16 protein-coding genes are annotated in these 16,434 nt (G+C 58.5%); 3 read left to right on the top strand and 13 right to left on the bottom strand.

From position 1 onward, the window contains the following. Positions 1-2: 2 nt before the first annotated feature. The 6 genes from ACR3E2_RS15460 to ACR3E2_RS15435 form a co-directional block, all read right to left on the bottom strand. The gene (locus tag ACR3E2_RS15460; RefSeq protein ID WP_267364539.1) at positions 3-137 is read right to left on the bottom strand and encodes an aa3-type cytochrome c oxidase subunit IV; all 135 of its coding nucleotides are present in this window, start codon (positions 135-137) and stop codon (positions 3-5) included. Between the two features lie 89 nt (positions 138-226). Beyond that, entirely contained in the window at positions 227-766 is a 540-nt protein-coding gene (locus tag ACR3E2_RS15455; RefSeq protein ID WP_480483080.1) for a hypothetical protein, read from the bottom strand. Beyond that, positions 753-2,594, bottom strand: coding sequence for a glycerophosphodiester phosphodiesterase (locus tag ACR3E2_RS15450; RefSeq protein WP_480483078.1), 1,842 nt, complete (start codon positions 2,592-2,594; stop codon positions 753-755). Before ACR3E2_RS15450 ends, ACR3E2_RS15455 begins: the two co-directional genes overlap by 14 nt. A gap of 56 nt (positions 2,595-2,650) precedes the next feature. Beyond that, positions 2,651-3,103 (bottom strand): DUF6173 family protein, encoded by a 453-nt coding sequence (locus ACR3E2_RS15445; protein WP_209598676.1) that lies wholly within the window; start codon positions 3,101-3,103, stop codon positions 2,651-2,653. Positions 3,104-3,107: 4 nt separating this feature from the next. Further along, positions 3,108-4,154 (bottom strand): MBL fold metallo-hydrolase, encoded by a 1,047-nt coding sequence (locus ACR3E2_RS15440; protein WP_480483075.1) that lies wholly within the window; start codon positions 4,152-4,154, stop codon positions 3,108-3,110. Next, complete coding sequence (locus ACR3E2_RS15435) at positions 4,154-5,857, bottom strand: acyl-CoA dehydrogenase (protein ID WP_480483073.1); 1,704 nt, start codon at positions 5,855-5,857, stop codon at positions 4,154-4,156. The genes ACR3E2_RS15440 and ACR3E2_RS15435 overlap by 1 nt, the downstream gene beginning before the upstream one ends. A 138-nt stretch (positions 5,858-5,995) precedes the next feature. On the opposite strand from ACR3E2_RS15435, the gene ACR3E2_RS15430 reads away from it, so the two are divergent. Next, positions 5,996-6,946, top strand: a complete 951-nt coding sequence (locus tag ACR3E2_RS15430) for an L-threonylcarbamoyladenylate synthase (protein WP_480483071.1) — start codon at positions 5,996-5,998, stop codon at positions 6,944-6,946. Here the strand turns inward: ACR3E2_RS15430 and ACR3E2_RS15425 are convergent, their stop codons facing one another. Further along, positions 6,947-7,501, bottom strand: a complete 555-nt coding sequence (locus tag ACR3E2_RS15425; protein ID WP_480483069.1) for a YqgE/AlgH family protein — start codon at positions 7,499-7,501, stop codon at positions 6,947-6,949. 157 nt (positions 7,502-7,658) lie between these two features. On the opposite strand from ACR3E2_RS15425, the gene ACR3E2_RS15420 reads away from it, so the two are divergent. After that, positions 7,659-8,459 carry a protein-disulfide reductase DsbD domain-containing protein gene (locus ACR3E2_RS15420; protein ID WP_480483067.1) on the top strand — a complete coding sequence of 267 codons (801 nt, stop codon included), beginning with the start codon at positions 7,659-7,661 and terminating at the stop codon, positions 8,457-8,459. Positions 8,460-8,463: 4 nt separating this feature from the next. After that, positions 8,464-8,883: an NUDIX hydrolase gene (locus tag ACR3E2_RS15415; RefSeq protein ID WP_480483065.1), complete on the top strand. Its 420-nt coding sequence runs from the start codon at positions 8,464-8,466 to the stop codon at positions 8,881-8,883. Here the strand turns inward: ACR3E2_RS15415 and ACR3E2_RS15410 are convergent. The 6 genes from ACR3E2_RS15410 to ACR3E2_RS15385 all read right to left on the bottom strand — a co-directional run bounded on the left by ACR3E2_RS15410 (position 8,880) and on the right by ACR3E2_RS15385 (position 16,371). Then, a complete protein-coding gene (locus ACR3E2_RS15410) occupies positions 8,880-12,281 on the bottom strand; it encodes an efflux RND transporter permease subunit (RefSeq protein ID WP_480483063.1) in 3,402 nt (1,133 codons plus the stop codon). The two genes, ACR3E2_RS15415 and ACR3E2_RS15410, sit on opposite strands and share 4 nt — an antisense overlap. 5 nt (positions 12,282-12,286) lie before the next feature. After that, positions 12,287-13,735, bottom strand: a complete 1,449-nt coding sequence (locus ACR3E2_RS15405) for an efflux RND transporter periplasmic adaptor subunit (RefSeq protein WP_480483362.1) — start codon at positions 13,733-13,735, stop codon at positions 12,287-12,289. Between the two features lie 106 nt (positions 13,736-13,841). Next, positions 13,842-14,384, bottom strand: coding sequence for a molybdenum cofactor biosynthesis protein B (gene moaB / locus ACR3E2_RS15400; protein ID WP_480483061.1), 543 nt, complete (start codon positions 14,382-14,384; stop codon positions 13,842-13,844). Positions 14,385-14,390: 6 nt separating this feature from the next. Beyond that, complete coding sequence (locus ACR3E2_RS15395; protein ID WP_480483059.1) at positions 14,391-15,011, bottom strand: LysE family translocator; 621 nt, start codon at positions 15,009-15,011, stop codon at positions 14,391-14,393. Continuing rightward, on the bottom strand, positions 15,008-15,607 hold the full coding sequence (locus ACR3E2_RS15390; protein ID WP_480483057.1) for a metallophosphoesterase family protein: 600 nt from the start codon (positions 15,605-15,607) through the stop codon (positions 15,008-15,010). Before ACR3E2_RS15390 ends, ACR3E2_RS15395 begins: the two co-directional genes overlap by 4 nt. After that, positions 15,604-16,371 (bottom strand): uracil-DNA glycosylase, encoded by a 768-nt coding sequence (locus tag ACR3E2_RS15385; protein ID WP_480483055.1) that lies wholly within the window; start codon positions 16,369-16,371, stop codon positions 15,604-15,606. The genes ACR3E2_RS15390 and ACR3E2_RS15385 overlap by 4 nt, the downstream gene beginning before the upstream one ends. Between the last annotated feature and the right edge of the window lie 63 nt (positions 16,372-16,434).

The following is a 16,434-nucleotide window of genomic DNA, read 5'->3' as shown; positions in this document are numbered from 1 at the left end:
GCTTACGAGGCGAAAACTGCCAGGAACAGGCACAACAAGGCGATCGCGACCACACACCAGGTGGTGGCTTTGATGAAACCGTTGAAAGTTTTGGTTTGAACGTCGATGTTCATTTCGCCGTGCTTGTATTCAGCCATGAGTCTCAGAATCCCAATTCGCGTGTTTGATTTGTTGGATAATGGAAAACAAAACGCCTGTCACCACGTCATTCGCGCGCAGGGCGCGCTTACTTGAGGACCGAGCATCCGGGATAACCGAACCCCCATCGCCAGGGCAGGCCGCTGCACGGCCCGCCACCGAAACGAACCGCCCCATACATGGCATCCGCGGTGATCGCGTGAATGGTGCGGATCTGGTCAGGTTCCATATCATAGCGATCCGCGTATTCGTCGGCATACAGATCTCCATGCGCCTTAACACAGGCATGCAGGGCATCATCCGCCGCCAAACGCGCGTCATAGCTTTCCTCGGCCGAATCCGCGCCGCCGGCATTGTGATATGCCCGGTCGTGGATCACACAACAGTTTTCCCAAGGCGGATGTTCTTCAAAAAGCTCGCCAACCTGCGGGAACTGCTTTGCCACCCAGCGCCAGCTTGCGGACAACCCACCCGAACACCCGTCTGTTTCGAATGGTTGCAGCTCGGCGCTTTCGCTCTGGTCCATCAAGGCGCGATGGGCAGGCATTTCGAACCGGCGCATCAAGTCCTGTGCCAAGGCGGCGTGCGGAATAACGAGCAACAGCAGCGAAAGATTAAGGGCTTTCATCGCGCATCGCCTTGGTGTCGACCTGCAATCCGAAAGTCGTGGCCAACCACAACATCAGCCGCTCTGCTGGTCCCATTTCGGCACGCACGCGCAGAACCTCATTGGCCATGGCCGGGCGGTCGGTGATCAGACCATCAACGCCCATAGACGCCATTTTGGACATTTGCAGCGGATCGTTCACTGTCCAGACATAGATATCCTTACCGGCATCGTGAACCTTTCGGATCAGGCCCGGAGTTGCCATCCCTGCATTGATTGCGACAAACTCGCCCTCCAACCCCGACAGATCACCAATGGCTGTGGCCGCCAATACACCCGAACGCCAGTCCGGGCGCAGTTTCTTCATCTTTTGGACGGCCGGATATTTCAACGACATGGTGGCGACCTCGTCCTGCATCTCCAACTCTTCCACCAGATTGATCACCCGGTTTTCCAGATCAATATCATGGCCATAGTATTTCAGTTCGATAAGAACCCTGGACTTGCCTTTGGCCGCCTCCAGCACATCACGCAGAGTTGGCGTTCGTTCCGAGGCGTATTCCGGATCAAACCAGCTGCCGATGTCGATATCTGCCACATCCGCCATCGTTGCATCCCAGACCTTCAGGTTAACACCCGCCAGCTTCATGAAATCGCTGTCATGGGCCACGATGATCACATCATCCGCAGATTCCTGAACGTCGATTTCAACCCAATCCGCGCCGTCCTCGATGGCTTTCAGAACCGAGGCCATCGTGTTTTCCGGCCGCAAGGCCGCTGCACCCCGGTGGCCAATGACCTCGGCATGATCCGGGGCCTGCACACGTTCCAGCAGACTTTGACCTGACCAAAGGCCAATAACCAACGCGGCAAGGGATGCGCCCACTGTCACAAATACAGGCGCCCGAATTTTCCGGGGTTCTGGGTGGGCGATCTTTTTTGCGTCAATATCGAAAAACCCGTCCAACAAGACGGCCAACGCGCCCAGCGCCGTTGCCGCCAGAACCAGCCCCGCCAATGACCACAGCCCTGCGACGACAAAACTGAAGGTCAGGGCCAGCTTGAGGTTGCTGCCGTCCTGCACGGGTACGAAAGTAAACAAAAGGCTGGCCACTGCGGCAATCAAAGCGGCGATGACAAGGCGCATCCCCAGCCAAAGGGCAAGTTCGATCTTCAACCGCCCGCGCCTGCCTTCGATCTTCTGCGCACTTTGGGCAAACGCCGTTCGGGGCGCAGTTCGTTCGAAAAGGACCAAATGCAGGGCCAGCGCCCAGGCGGACAGGCGACGGATCAAAAGCCACGCCAGTACAAGAACAACCACTCCGATCAGAAGAACCGCCACCTTGAAGGCGGGGGGGCGGAAGGTCAGGTAATAGTTGATGTCGTATTCAGTCAGCGTCCACCAAGCGATCAAGCCAGCGACAGCCACGAATGGCAGGGCAAGCAACAGGACACGCAGGATGAAACGCACGGCAAATCCGAACAACGCAGGGAAACGGGACAGGATCAATGCGAGCGCCGCACTGCCAGCACGCCAGGGATCTTGTTCGCCCATACGCAGCGACCCGGCCATAACCGAGAACACAAAGACCTCGGCCAGTAGAAACAGGCTCAAAACTACAACTGACGAGATAAATCCGACCGGAGACAGCAGGAACATGGCAATGTCCTGATCGGTCAAGGCCGTCTGGTCAGACAGGGAAACTGCCAGATTGACCGCCAGCGCCACCCCTGGCGCGATCAGCGCAACAAGCAGCAATCGCACAGCGAAATAGATTGGCACAAAAACCCGACGCCGGGCCCAAGCCCCCGCGTAGGCATGTGTTACGGCATGGAAATATCTGCTCACGCGGTCGCCTCCGAACTGATACAGTCATTCAAAGGCGCGCAAACGTGAATTGCAAGTCAGCTGTCTTTCAGGTCCGCAGCCAGGCGGAACCCGATGCGGTTGGCTGGCTTGTCCTCAACCGATTTGGGAAGCGCACGCAACATCACGTTCAACTGGCTGACATGTTGCACCAGTTGCGTGCGGGCTCCGGTCCCATCTGACCCGTAAAAGGTTATCATGTCAGGGTCGAAATAACCCATCCCCTCGATCCGCATCACGCCTGCATCGCCGCCGGTGAACCCCATGGCGACCTCATGATCACCGTCCAGCGTCTGTTCGAAATTCTGGATATACAGGATTAACCGCTCGTAGGCCCATTGTGCAGGGCTTTTGCTGGCCACCGGTTTTTTCAGCGTCTCGGGCAGTTTTTTGCTTCCGGATTCGGCTTTTGGATCGGCGTGCACCTCGTAACACCTTGGCAACGCTGCAGCTTCTGCGGCCTCGGCCGAGGTTTCGATCTGGTCCTGCATTCGTCTACCCTTTGCGCTGATATAACCATGCCCCATCCGCGCGTTGCGTCCGGGTTACTGCACCAATGTGGTAGAGGTGATTTACATGTGCAACCGCCTCAACCAGCGCAAGGCCATACTCACCCTCTTGGATTGTACGTTTGAACAGCGGCATAAAGCAGTCAGCGGCAGATTTGGGCTGATCCAGATGATCCAGCAACCGTTCCAGCGCGCCATGGTGGTTGTCAATCAACTGCTTCATGCGCAACGGCAGACCGGTGAAGGGCAATTTGTGCCCGCCTAAAACCAGATGATCGGGACGGGCGAGTACCTGAAGCCTCTCACAGGCCTCCATCCATCCTGACACCGGATCTGCCATGGGTTCGGTCGCATAGACACCCAGATTGGGACTGATTGAACTGAGGATCTGATCACCGCTGAGTACCAGATTGTCATCGCGGCTCCAGAAGGTGGCGTGTTCCGGCGCATGGCCATTGCCCATATGAACGTCCCAGTCACGTCCACCCATACGGATCACGTCACCCTGCTTGATCCCGGTAAAACCCAGCGGCATGGGATAGACCGTGTCGGCAAAATTAAAGGGCCGGTCCGCCATCCGTTTGTTCAAAACTTCGGATGCCATGCCCGCGCTGCGATAGAAACCCAGCGTTTCTTGCGGCCAGGTTTCCTGCACATCCAGCGTCAGCATCCGCGCAAACAGCCACGAGGTGCGGCTTGTCACCAGCTCGGCGCCGTGTTCCGTCTGAAACCATCCGGCATTGCCAACATGGTCGGGATGGTGGTGAGTCACCACCACCCGCCTGATCGGCTTGCCTGCAAGAGGTCCGGCCATCAACGCTTCCCAGATGCGCCGCGTCTTGTTCGAGGACAGCCCTGTATCGATCACGGTCCAGCTGTCGCCATCGTCCAGTGCATAGATATTTACATGGTCCAGCGCCATAGGCAGGGGCAGGCGCATCCAGAGAACACCTTGGGCAATCTCGGTGGCTTCGCCCTGCGCGGGCGGTTCAGACCACGGATATCTGATCCCCAATACGTGATCCCCGTCCATCAAACTGCAAACTCGTCCGTGCTCAGCGCGAAAAGGTCATCCGCCCCGTTCTGTGCCCGTGCCAAAAGGCCCGTATGTTCGGGCAACAGGGCGTTGATATAATACCGCGCCAGTTTCGCCCGCGGCCCCTCTGGGTCGGCAAGGGCTGCGGTCAGGTGATAGTGTCCGCCCAGCACTCGGGCAAAAGCCTGCAGATAAGCAACTGCGCCTGCAAAGCGGTTATTCATATCGTCCTGTGCCACCAGCCATTCTGTCGCCTCGCGCAGCGTTTCGGTGGCTTCCCAAACAGGACCCGCCAGATCAGGCAGTGTTGCACGGGCGCGTTCAGCCTGGTCTTCAATCTCATCCAGCAGGTTCGAAGCAGCCTCGCCCCCGTCCATCATCTTCCGCGCAACAAGGTCCATCGCCTGAATGCCGTTGGTGCCCTCGTAGATCGCAGTGACACGCGCATCGCGATAGAACTGAGCTGCGCCGGTTTCCTCAATATATCCCATGCCACCATGCACCTGGACCCCGGTTTCAGCCACACGCATCCCGGTCTGAGTACCAAACGCCTTGCTGATCGGCGTCAACAGCGCGGCCCGCGCAGCCCAATCGGCGTCACCAGTGGCCTCTGCCATATCGATCGCAACCGCATTGGCCAACAGGATCGCGCGTGCTGCATAAACATCAGCACGCATATCCAAAAGCATACGGCGCACATCCGCATGATCGATGATCGTCCCGGACGGCGTTTTGCCTTGTTTCCGTTCCAGCGCATAGGCCACCGCGTGCTGATATGCACCTTCGGCCACGCCCACGCCCTGTCCGCCCACGCCGAGGCGCGCATTGTTCATCATGGTAAACATGGCCGCCATACCGCCATGTTCGGCACCCACCAGCCAGCCTTTGGCTTTGTCATATTGCATCACGCAGGTGGGCGACCCGTGCAAGCCCATCTTGTGTTCCAGCGAAACCACTTTCAGATCATTGGCCGCGCCAGGATCACCATTTTCATCAGGCAAGAATTTGGGGACAAGGAATAACGAGATCCCTTTGGTGCCGGGCACCCCATCGGGAAGGCGGGCCAGTACCAGATGGCAGACATTCTCGGTGAAATCGGTATCGCCCCACGAGATGAAGATCTTTTGACCGGTGATCGAATATGTCCCGTCACCGTTCGGCTCAGCCTTCGCAGACAGCGCGCCAACATCCGATCCAGCCTGAGCTTCGGTCAGGTTCATGGTGCCCGACCATTCCCCCGTCATCATCTTAGGCAGATACAGCGCTTTCAATTCGTCGCTGGCGTGATGCTCCAACGCCTCGATCTGGCCCTGAGACATAAGCGGCGCAAGTTGCAGCGACAGGCAGGCGGCACTCATCATCTCGTTGACCGCCGTGGTGATGGTCATAGGCAGCCCCATCCCCCCGTATTCAGGATTACCACTGATCCCGATCCAGCCACCTTCGGCAATTGCCTTCCAGCCGTCTGCATATCCCGGAGAAGTTCGCAGCACTCCATTTTCAAGCCGTGCAGGTTCCAGATCACCGGGGCGCTGCAGAGGGGCCATCACCTCTTCGCACATCTTTCCAGCTTCGGTCAGGATCGCATTGACCACATCCCCGCTGGCATCAGCAAATTTATCCGTCGCAGCGACCTGGTCGAACCCGACCACTTGGTCCAGCAGGAACTGGTAATCTGAAATTGGGGTGCGGTAGGGCATGATCACTCTCGAAGGCTAACAATTCAGAACATATCGGCAGGCTTGGAATTGTGGGCAAGCGCCGGTAAGCGTATGAGCTTGGATCAATTACCTACTGTCCCTTATGTTTCAAGCAACCAAAACGCGGCGTCACCAGTTATGATCTCAACCGGCACTCAGGAATTGACGGCGGATCCCGGCGGTATCGCGCGGGCTGCAGATATGTTGCGACAGGGCCTTCTGGTCGCTTTCCCGACCGAGACGGTCTATGGCCTGGGCGGCGATGCCCGCAACGGGCAGGCGGTGGCATCGATCTACGAGGCCAAGGGGCGGCCCAGCTTCAATCCGCTGATCGCACATGTCGCTTCGGTCGCCGCGGCGCAACGGTATGTGCAATGGTCAGATCAGGCCGAGCATCTGGCGCAGGCCTTTTGGCCCGGTCCGCTTACCTTGGTTTTGCCCTTGCGCGAAGGGCACGGGATTTCATCGCTGGTGACGGCAGGTTTGGATACGTTGGCCGTGCGCGTTCCGGCACATCCGACAGCGCGCGCGCTGCTGGCCGAATTTGATGGCCCGGTTGCAGCGCCTTCGGCAAACCCGTCGGGTCAGATCAGTCCGACCACGGCAAATCATGTCTGGTCGGGTCTTGGCGGCAAGATTGCGGCTGTTCTGGATGACGGGCCGTGCGATGTCGGGCTTGAGTCCACCATCATCGGCCTGGCTGGGGAACCTGCACTTTTGCGTCCAGGTGGCATCGCGCTGGAGCAGGTCGAAGAGACGCTGAAAACGCGACTGCATTTGCATCAATCCGGTGATCTTCTGACCGCCCCCGGCCAGTTGCAATCACACTATGCGCCGGACGCTCCGGTCCGTTTGAATGCCAAAACCCGTCAGGGTGACGAGGTGTTTCTGGGATTTGGGCAGGTAGAGTGCGACCTGAACTTGTCCGCCACTGGCAACTTGACCGAAGCGGCGGCAAATCTGTTTGCGTTTCTGCATCAGCTGAACGAAACCGGGCGACCGATTGCCGTTTCTCCGATCCCTGACACGGGTTTGGGGGCGGCAATCAATGACCGGCTGCGGCGCGCGGCGGCACCCCGTGACAGCTGATCACGCCCGCCCCGCGCTGGCAGAAAGGGTCAGCGGGTCCACGCCCAAAGAAGCCAACGCTGCCTCCCATTTCGCATCATCGGGCACATCGAAAACAAGTTTCGACGTTGCTTCGGTGGTTAGCCAGCCGTTCATGGCAATTTCATCCTCAAGCTGACCGGGCCCCCAGCCGGAATAACCCAGCGCCAGCATCGAGTTCAGCGGCCCAGTGCCTGACGCCAAATCCTCGAGCACATCAAGTGTCGCCGTCATGCTGAAATCCTCGGAAATCTGCATTGAATGCAGGTTGGCCTCGTAATCGGCGCTGTGAAGGACAAAGCCGCGTGACATCTCGACCGGCCCACCGAAATGCACAAGGCGTTCGCCGACAATCGGAACACGGCAGGCGATGTTCAGTTGACCCAGCAAAGTCTTGATCCGCAGGTCCGAGGGCTTGTTCACAATCAAACCCATGGCACCGTCGTCACCATGACTGCACACATACACCACCGAATGGTCGAATCGCGGATCTCCCATACCGGGCATCGCAATCAACAGTTTTCCGGTCAGGTCCATGGGCCGCCATCTCTTTCTCAGAACACCTCAACAATGGCCCCGCAGCATGTCTATTGGCAAGAGAACAACAGGTATTTTAGCGGATTTCATCCCAGTGAACAGAACGTGACTTGGAATCCGGGTCAACGCCGCGCATTTAAGAGGGATGAAGATGTCGATGAAACACACTGCTGTCGCCGCACTCGTTTGCCTGCATCTATCCGCCCCGGTTGCCGCTCAGGGTCTGGACGGCGTGGTTCAGCTGGATGTTCTGGATGGCGGACGGACTGCAAACGGCACTTATCTTACCGCCTTGAAGCTGACGCTTGAGGATGGTTGGAAAACCTACTGGCGCGCGCCTGGAGATGCTGGCATCCCGCCGGAAATCAACTGGAAACGCTCAAGCAATGTCGGGCGTGTTGAAATCACATGGCCTGCCCCCGATGTCTTCGATCAGAACGGGTTGCAGTCGATCGGTTACAAGAACCAACTGGTCCTTCCGATTGAGATTACGCCGCGCAACCCTGCCAAGCCGGTCCGATTGCAGGGCGAAATGGATCTGGGCGTTTGCAAAGACGTTTGTATTCCGGAACGTCTGGGCTTTGACCACACACTCGACGCCAATGCCGGGCGCCATCCCGCGATTGCCGCCGCACTGGCGCAACGCCCTTATTCCGCGCAAGAAGCTCGCGTGTCCAGTGCCACCTGTCGTCTGACGCCGACTAAAGATGGTATGCGTATCGAAGCACGAGTGACCATGCCATCGGCAGGTGGTCATGAAGTGGCTGTGATCGAACCCGGCAATCCCTCCCTCTGGGCGTCGCAGCCGGTTGCGCAACGGCAAGGTGATACGTTGGTGGCCGAGGCCGAGATTATCAATGCATCGGGCACACCCTTTGCACTGGATCGGTCTGAAATCCGGATTACAGTTCTGGGCGCCAATCACGCAGTTGATATTCAGGGCTGCAGCGCAGGCTGAATTCATGACCCAATCACCAAAAATCGGTGCCCTGGCCGTTGTTCTGCATCAGGATCAGGTTCTTCTGGTTCAGCGCAGCAAGCAGCCCGACGCCGGGCTGTGGGGGTTTCCCGGTGGCCATGTCGAATGGGGTGAAACCGTATTGGAAGCGGCACAACGCGAATTGCTGGAAGAAACCTCGGTGATCGCGCAGTCGTCACATTATCTGAAAAATCTGGACCTTGTGCGCCGAACCCCAGATGGGCTGATCGTGTCCCATTACCTGCTGGTCGGGGTCGCCTGCCAGTATCGCTCGGGCACGCCAAAGGCCGGTGACGACGCATTGGATGCCCGGTGGTTTCCCGTCGATCAGATACGCCAGGGCAACCTGCCCATGAGCGCGCGGGTCATTGAGCTTATGGAATATGCCTTGCGTACGGTTTAAGCATCTGCCGATTTCGTGAGGCGACCATAAAGCATGCCTGAGGCAGCAATGCTCAGAATCACAATCGGCACAGCTCCGGCAACAAACGCGCCCAGCCCCATTTTCAATGCGGCAATGCCATCATCACCGGGATAAAGACCTTGTAATATGGCAAGCGGTGCACCGTTGATGGCAGGCCAGATCATCGTCAAGGCAAACCAGACCCCAAGCATCGCGCCGGTTCCGGCCAACGCGCCACGAACAACCTTGTCAGGGGCCCGCGCCGCGCGGCGCATGGCTGTCATCGGACGTGCCACGTCATTGAGAACTCCCAGCAAGGCAGGCACAAGTACCAACACCAGCAACATTCCGAAACCAAGCCCGTAGACCAGTGTGATTACTGTCGGTTTCAGGAACTGCGCCTGTTGAGAGCCTTCATATAGTAAGGGCGCAAGGCCAAGAACCGTGGTCAGCGTGGTCAGCATGACAGGTCGCAACCTGTCCGCCGTGCCATCCAGAATAGACGGAATCAATCCGCGATCCTGCTGGTATGCGTCAATCGTGGTCACCAAAACGATCGAGTCGTTGATGATGATGCCTGTCATGCCCAGCAACCCGACCACCGTGAACATGCTAAGCGGCACCTCCCAGATGTAATGGCCCCAGATTGCCCCTACCAGGCCAAAGGGAATAATCGCCATAACCACAAGGGGCCGTGTCCAGCTGGCAAAAACCCAGGCCAGTACAAGGTAAATACCAGTCAGGCACAGGATCAGACCATTGCGGGCCTCGGACAGGAACTCGTTTTCCTGTTCGCTCAGACCCGACATGCGCCACTCAACCTGCCTTTCGGCCGCGATATTGGGCAGGATCTCGTCCTGCATCACGCGTTCAATTTCGGCGGCCCGTGCCGGATCGTCCTCCGAGATGTCACCTGTTACCGAAACCACCCTCAGGCCGTTTTCACGCCGAACCGTCGAAAACCCGGACTTGCGTTCGACCGAAACGATATCAGCCAGCGGTACATAGACCCCGTCAGGAGAACGCATCAGAGTTCGTTCCAGAAAATCTGCCGTCAGTTCACCTTCGGGCAGTTCGACACGGATCTCGGCACTGCGCGGCCCGTCGGGGAAGGTTGCGGCCTCAATCCCGTTTAAACGGTTGCGCAAAGCCCGCCCCAGCGTTTCGATCCGAAAGCCCAGCGCCTGACCCTGTGCCGTCAGATCAAGAAGAAACTCTTCCTTGTCATATGCCAAAGTGTCCTCAAGCGCCGAGACTTCAGGAAACCTCGACAGCGCGGTATGCAAATCTTCTGATGCGGCTTTCAGGACATTTACGTCCGAGCCATAGAATTGCACGTCGATGGCGTCGCCGCCGGGGCCGGACCGCCAACCGCGGAAGCTGATCACTTCGACCTTGGGGTGGCGCGGTACGAAATCCTGTAGCTCGCCCACAAACTCAAAACTCGAATAGGGGCGCAGATCGGCGTCGATCAATTCAATCGAAATACCACCCAGCACACTGCCGTCCTTGCCGTCAGCCGCAGCAAGCGCACGCCCGGCATTGCCCCCAACTTCGGCCAGGACATAGTCAATTGGATTTCGGCCATGACGCTCTTCGTAGATCCGGCCCAGTTCGTTGGTTGCGTCCTGTAGAATGCGCATCATTTCAAGCGTATCTGACCGGGTCGACCCCTCGCGCATAATAAACCCGCCGCTGACTGAACTGCGTTCAGGTGCGTTGAAGAACCGCCAGTTCACGTCGCCACGAATGAACAATGCGACCTGACTGGCCAGGATGGCGATCATCAGCGCGGCGACCACATAACGCGCCCAGATCACCCAGGCGATCAACGGGCGGAACAAGTGATCCCGAACCCAACGAAAACCACGATTGACGACACGGTTCGGCAGATCGTACCAGTGTTCCTTGGCCGAATGCGCAATTGCGTGCGCCATGTGATTGGGCAGGATCAGGAAGCATTCCACCAGCGATGCAACCAGAACTGCGATCACCGTGAAGGGGATATCGCGGATCAGTTCTCCGAAACGTCCTCCAACCAACGTCAGGCCGAAAAACGCAATCACGGTCGTTACCGTGGCGGCCAGAACCGGCATTGCCATTCGACGGGCGGCACGCTCAGCGGCTTCCACAGGTGTCTCACCCAATCGACGGGCACGAAAATCGGCGTGCTCACCCACGACAATGGCGTCATCTACGACGATCCCCAAGGTGATGATCAGACCGAACAGGGAAACCATGTTCAGCGACAGACCGCCCAGATACATCAGCGCGATCGCCGCCGACATCGCCACCGGGATACCCGCCGCGACCCAAAACGCAATGCGCGCATTCAGAAACAGGAACAACAGGATGACAACCAGCCCCAGCCCCATCAGCCCGTTATCCACGAGGATGTTCAGCCGGTCGGTAATCGCTTGCGCCCGGGTACGGATCAGATCAATTCTCACACCTTCAGGCAGGCTGGCCTGCATCTCGCGGGCTACGTCCTCGACCGTGTGCTGAATGCCTATCGCATCGCCCAGGTTCGACCGGTCCACTCTGATGGACATGGCGGGATTGTCGCCCACATAATAGCTGCGGTGCCGGGTGACGTCTTCGATCCGAAGTGTTGCTATGTCACCAACCTTCAGCTTCGACCCATCTTCGTTCACCCGCAGCGCGATGCCTTCGATCTGTTCGGGCGTGCGTTTCTCAGTCCCTGCCCGGATACGAGCCCCAGCGCCTTCCACATCACCCGCAGGATCCGTGGTGACTTCAGCCCCGATCGCCGCCGCGATTTCCGCCATTGAGATATCATTGGCAATCAATTGCGCTGTGGTGACTTCGACAACAATGCGCGGTGCGGCAATACCTCGGATTGTCGTGCGGGTCACACCAGATGCGAATAAACGATTGATAAGCTCATCCGTCAGCTTCGCCAGTTGAGCAGTATCGGTCGGCCCCGTGATCACTACATCCGTCACCCGATCACGCCACGCCCCGCGTTGAATCTTGGGCTCCTCAGCGTCTTCCGGCAGATCTGTGACAGCGTCTACGGCGGTCCTAACATCCTCGACAGCGCGGGACACATCCCAGTTGGGTTCGAATTCCAGCCTGATCCGGGTCCATTCATGATGCGAGGAAGCCTCGGTGCTGATCACCCCTTCGACGGCCAGCAGCGCAGGTTCCAGCAACTGCACGATTCCGGCGTCCATGTCCTCGGGCCCGGCGCCTTCCCAGGTCACGGATACATCGACGCGTTCCAGAATGACGTCCGGAAAGAACTGCGCCCGCATGTTCGGGATTGCCGCCGCGCCAAGAACCAGCATGACAAGCAACAGCAGGTTGGCAACTGTCCGATGCCGCGTGAAGTAACTGAGAATGCCGCCCGCCGCGCCAGGTATCTCGCGCATCATGGCGTTTATCCCCCAGCCCTGGTTTCAATACTGCGCACCAAAGACGTCGGCACACGAGCTTCGCGCAGCCGGGTTAGAACCTGCGTCTTTTCCTTCGGAGGCATCGCACTGTTCGCCTCGACTTGCGCCACAAGTTCGGCGCGCTTCTCGTCCGTCAGCTCGACCATTCCGGGGTCTGCACCCGCCTCAAACCGCAGGGGCCGCACCCGCACGCCCGACCCAAGCAGGGGGGTTCGCCCGACGACGACCTCTCGCCCTTCCAAACCGTCGCCCCGCAGCAGAACCTCGTCCCCCTGGCGGCGGATGAGTTGAACCGGCAGGCTTTCCAAACGGTCATCAGGGCCAAGCACCAGAACTGTTCCGGATGCATCAAGGGCCGAGGACGGCAACCGGTAAACTCCGACAAGCGGTTGTTCCTGAACTGAAACCGTAACGAAATCCCCGGGTTTAAACCCCGATGCCTCTTGCAGACGGGCATAGATCAACCGCCCGGTCTGGCCTTCACCGGCAGACCCGCTGTCGCGACTAATCTGGCCAATTGCGGTCAGATCGGTCCCTGTCACTTCGAGCGATATGGTGACCGGCGCGTTGATCAGACGATCACCGCCATCCAGAAGCCGCACATATTGCGCAGTTGACACCCGAAATGCCACCTCAAGGTCGTTGGGATCAACCAGTTCCGCCAGCTTTTCATTTGCCGATACCAGCCGCCCTTCCACAAGCGTCACATCCGTTAAAGTACCGCCAAAGCCTGCCCGGATTGTCATGTCGCCCAGATCACGTTCCGCAGCTTCCAGTGCTATCATGGCGCGGGCCAACAGGGTTGATGCCTGATCCACACGGGATTCAGCCTGTGCCAGCGCAATACGCCGCGCCAGTACGGCCTGTTGCGCCGCTGCGGCAGCCAGTTCGGCCTCTTCCACGCTGGCGGCGGCCCCTACGCCCCGTGATTCCAGATCCCGTTGGCGTTGCAACGCCCTTTGCCGCAGTTCCGCCTGAGCCTCGGCCGATTTCAGCTCGTCCTGCGCCAGCAGCAATGAGCGTTCTGCATCGCGCTCTTCAAACTGAGCGTCCAAGAGATCAGACTTGGCCCGATCCAGCGCGGATTGTGCATCTGCCGGATCCAGTTCAACCAGCACTTCGCCTGCCTCAACAATTCCACCATCTTCAAAATCTTCTGCCAGCGCGACAACGCGACCACCAAGCGCCGCGCGCAACTCCAGTCTGCGGCGGCTTTGAACCTCTCCGAAAGCTTCAAGATATGGAGTGACGGTTTCCGCCTCGGCAGGCTGAACCGAAACAGCAAAGATCCTTTCTCGAGCGGGAGGTGTCGCGTTATCGTGCGTCAAAGCCTCCTGAACGGCCCCAACGATCATCTGTGCAGCAACGAACAACAAAGCCAGCGCCAGAAACGCCAGAAAAATACCGACAAGACTATGCCGCAGAAATCGCATCAATCAGTTACCCCGGTTGCACCACGCTGCCGTCCACAACATGTAGCTGGATCAGGAAATATGCCAAGCCACAAGGCGGTTATACGGAATGGAACGTATGACCAGTCTACTTCCGTCGCAGATGTTCGTCCAATCTGGGCATTATTTCCACAAAATTGCACGGGCGATGGCGATAATCGAACTGTTTTTCCAAAATACCGTCCCACGCGTCCTTGCAGGCCCCCGGGCTGCCGGGCAAGGCGAACAGGTATGTCCCCCCCGCAACGCCCCCCGTCGCCCGCGACTGCACCGCCGAAGTTCCGATCTTCTCCATCGAGATGATCGTGAAGACAGTGCCAAAGGCTTCGATCTCTTTTTCATAGACATCGCGATGCGCCTCGACGGTGACATCGCGCCCAGTCAGACCCGTGCCGCCGGTCGAAATCACGACGTCGATCTGTTTGTCCGCCACCCACGCGCGTAACTGCTCTGCGATCTGTTTGCGCTCGTCCCGAATTATTCTCCGATCCGCGACGACATGGCCAGCCTTTTCAATCCGGTCCACCAATGTCTGACCCGAGCGGTCCTCTTCCATCGATCTGGTATCCGAAACAGTCAGTACGGCGATCTTAACCGGGATGAACTCCATGGTTTCGTCAATGCGCGACATGTGGTGTCAGGCCCTTTCCAGAATGGCAAGCCGGACCGCAAGGGCCGCAAAAATGCCCCCTGTAATCCAGCCCAGAATACGTGAGGCGCGCGGATTCGAGACCAGATGGCGCCCCGCGCTTCCGGCGAAAACACCAACCAGCCCGTTCACGACGAACCCACCGATGCCGATGATTGTGCCGAAGATCAAAAACTGCATCAGGACCGACCCCTGCGACGGGTCCACAAATTGCGGGATAAAGGCCAGAACGAACAGAATAACCTTGGGGTTCGTCAGATTGACAAGCATCCCATCCCGAAAGGACAACCGGGCCGGTTTGACGGGGGTCTCGGCCGACACTGCGCCATTTCGAACAGCACCCCAGGCAAGATACAACAGGTATGCAACACCAACCCAGCGAATGACATCGAACAGCCATGGCAAGGCCGCAACCGCCGCGCCGAGGCCCAGCCCAGCCAGAAGGACCTGTATCATTCCACCCGCGGATATCCCGGCACTTGCGGCAATTGCGGCGCGCGGACCTGATCGCAGGCCCTGACCGAAACAGAACATCATATCCGCGCCCGGTGTCAGGTTCAGCGCCAGCGCGGCGGGAATGAAGGCAAGCAGCGTTACCAACTCAATCATACAGCGACCTCGAACCAGTTTACCTTGGGACCAAGGTTGGCGATCCGGGTGCGGCCGATCGAGCCGCGATATCCCCAGCTGTCGTGAATATGGCCGCAAAACGTGAAACGGGGCTGTATCCGCTCGATCGCGTCCCGAACAGCGATCGAGCCCACAGCCATGCCTTGCGAGGTCACATCCCCATGGCCCTTGGGCGGTGAGTGCGAAATCAAGATATCTGCTCCGCTGCAGCGCGCCAGCAGTTCGGCGGCCTCACCCTCGGTCAGATCACAGGACCAATCACCAAACGGTGTGGGTGGAACACCGTAGCCAAGCCCGAACAGGCGCAATCCATCCACCGTCATTCCCGTTCCATGCAGAACATGCACACCCTCGGGCACAGCTTTGCCCAGATCCTCTGCGCTTTCTGCATTCCCGGGTATCAGGACCAGCGGCGCTGAAACGCCCGAAAGCATTTGCATCGCCTCGTCCAGACCCTGCCGCATATTGCAATAATCCCCTGCGCCGATAACCAGGTCGGCATCAGCGCTGGCCGCCACCAGATCAGCAGCGCGGTTGCGCGCCATATGAAGATCGGAAAACGCCAAGATCTTCATGACTCACCTCGCAGCCGGGCTTGTAACTCCAGCAGATCAGCCCAGGCCTGTCGCTTCATTTGCGGCTGGCGCAGCAAATAAGCTGGATGAAACATTGGGATCACAGGCAGGTCCATCGCCTGATCCCATTGGCCGCGCAATCGGGTAATCCCGCGCTTGCCCAGAACGGCCTGACAGCTGATATTGCCCATCACCACCAGAACCTCGGGCCGGGCCAACGCCACGTGACGTTCCAGGAAGGGCTTCATCATCCCGATTTCTTCGGGCTTTGGGTCACGGTTCTGTGGGGGCCGCCATGGCAGCACGTTTGTGATATAGACGTTCTGCCTGCGATCCAGATCAATCGCGGCCAACATGCGATCCAGCAACTGGCCCGCGCGCCCGACAAAGGGCTTGCCCTCGCGGTCTTCGTCGCGGCCCGGCGCCTCACCGATGATCATCACCCGCGCACCGGGCGTTCCATCAGCAAAAACCAACTGCCGCGCCCCGCGCTTCAGCTCGCAGTGATCAAAAGCTTCCATCGCATCGCGCAGCTGATCCAGTGACCCCGCCCCCTTGGCCGCTGCTTGCGCAACCGTTACCGGGTCGGTCTGTCCGGGCTTTGACGGGATGGCTGCCGCAACCTCTGCCTTCTTGGGTTTTGGTGAAGTGTCCGGCACCGAATATCGATCAACCGGAGTATCCCCGATTGCCTCAGTCACGCCCAGTTCGACCTGCCATTCCAGCAGGGCCCGCGCAGAATAATAGTCCAAGCCCGATTCCATATGGATAATTTACCCGCCTGAGGGCTGATGGAAAGCGAATTGGGCTTGATCGGTCGCTCTGTC

Source organism: Ruegeria sp. AL7 (assembly GCF_056536105.1).
This window is presented reverse-complemented; position numbering and strand designations above follow the sequence as displayed.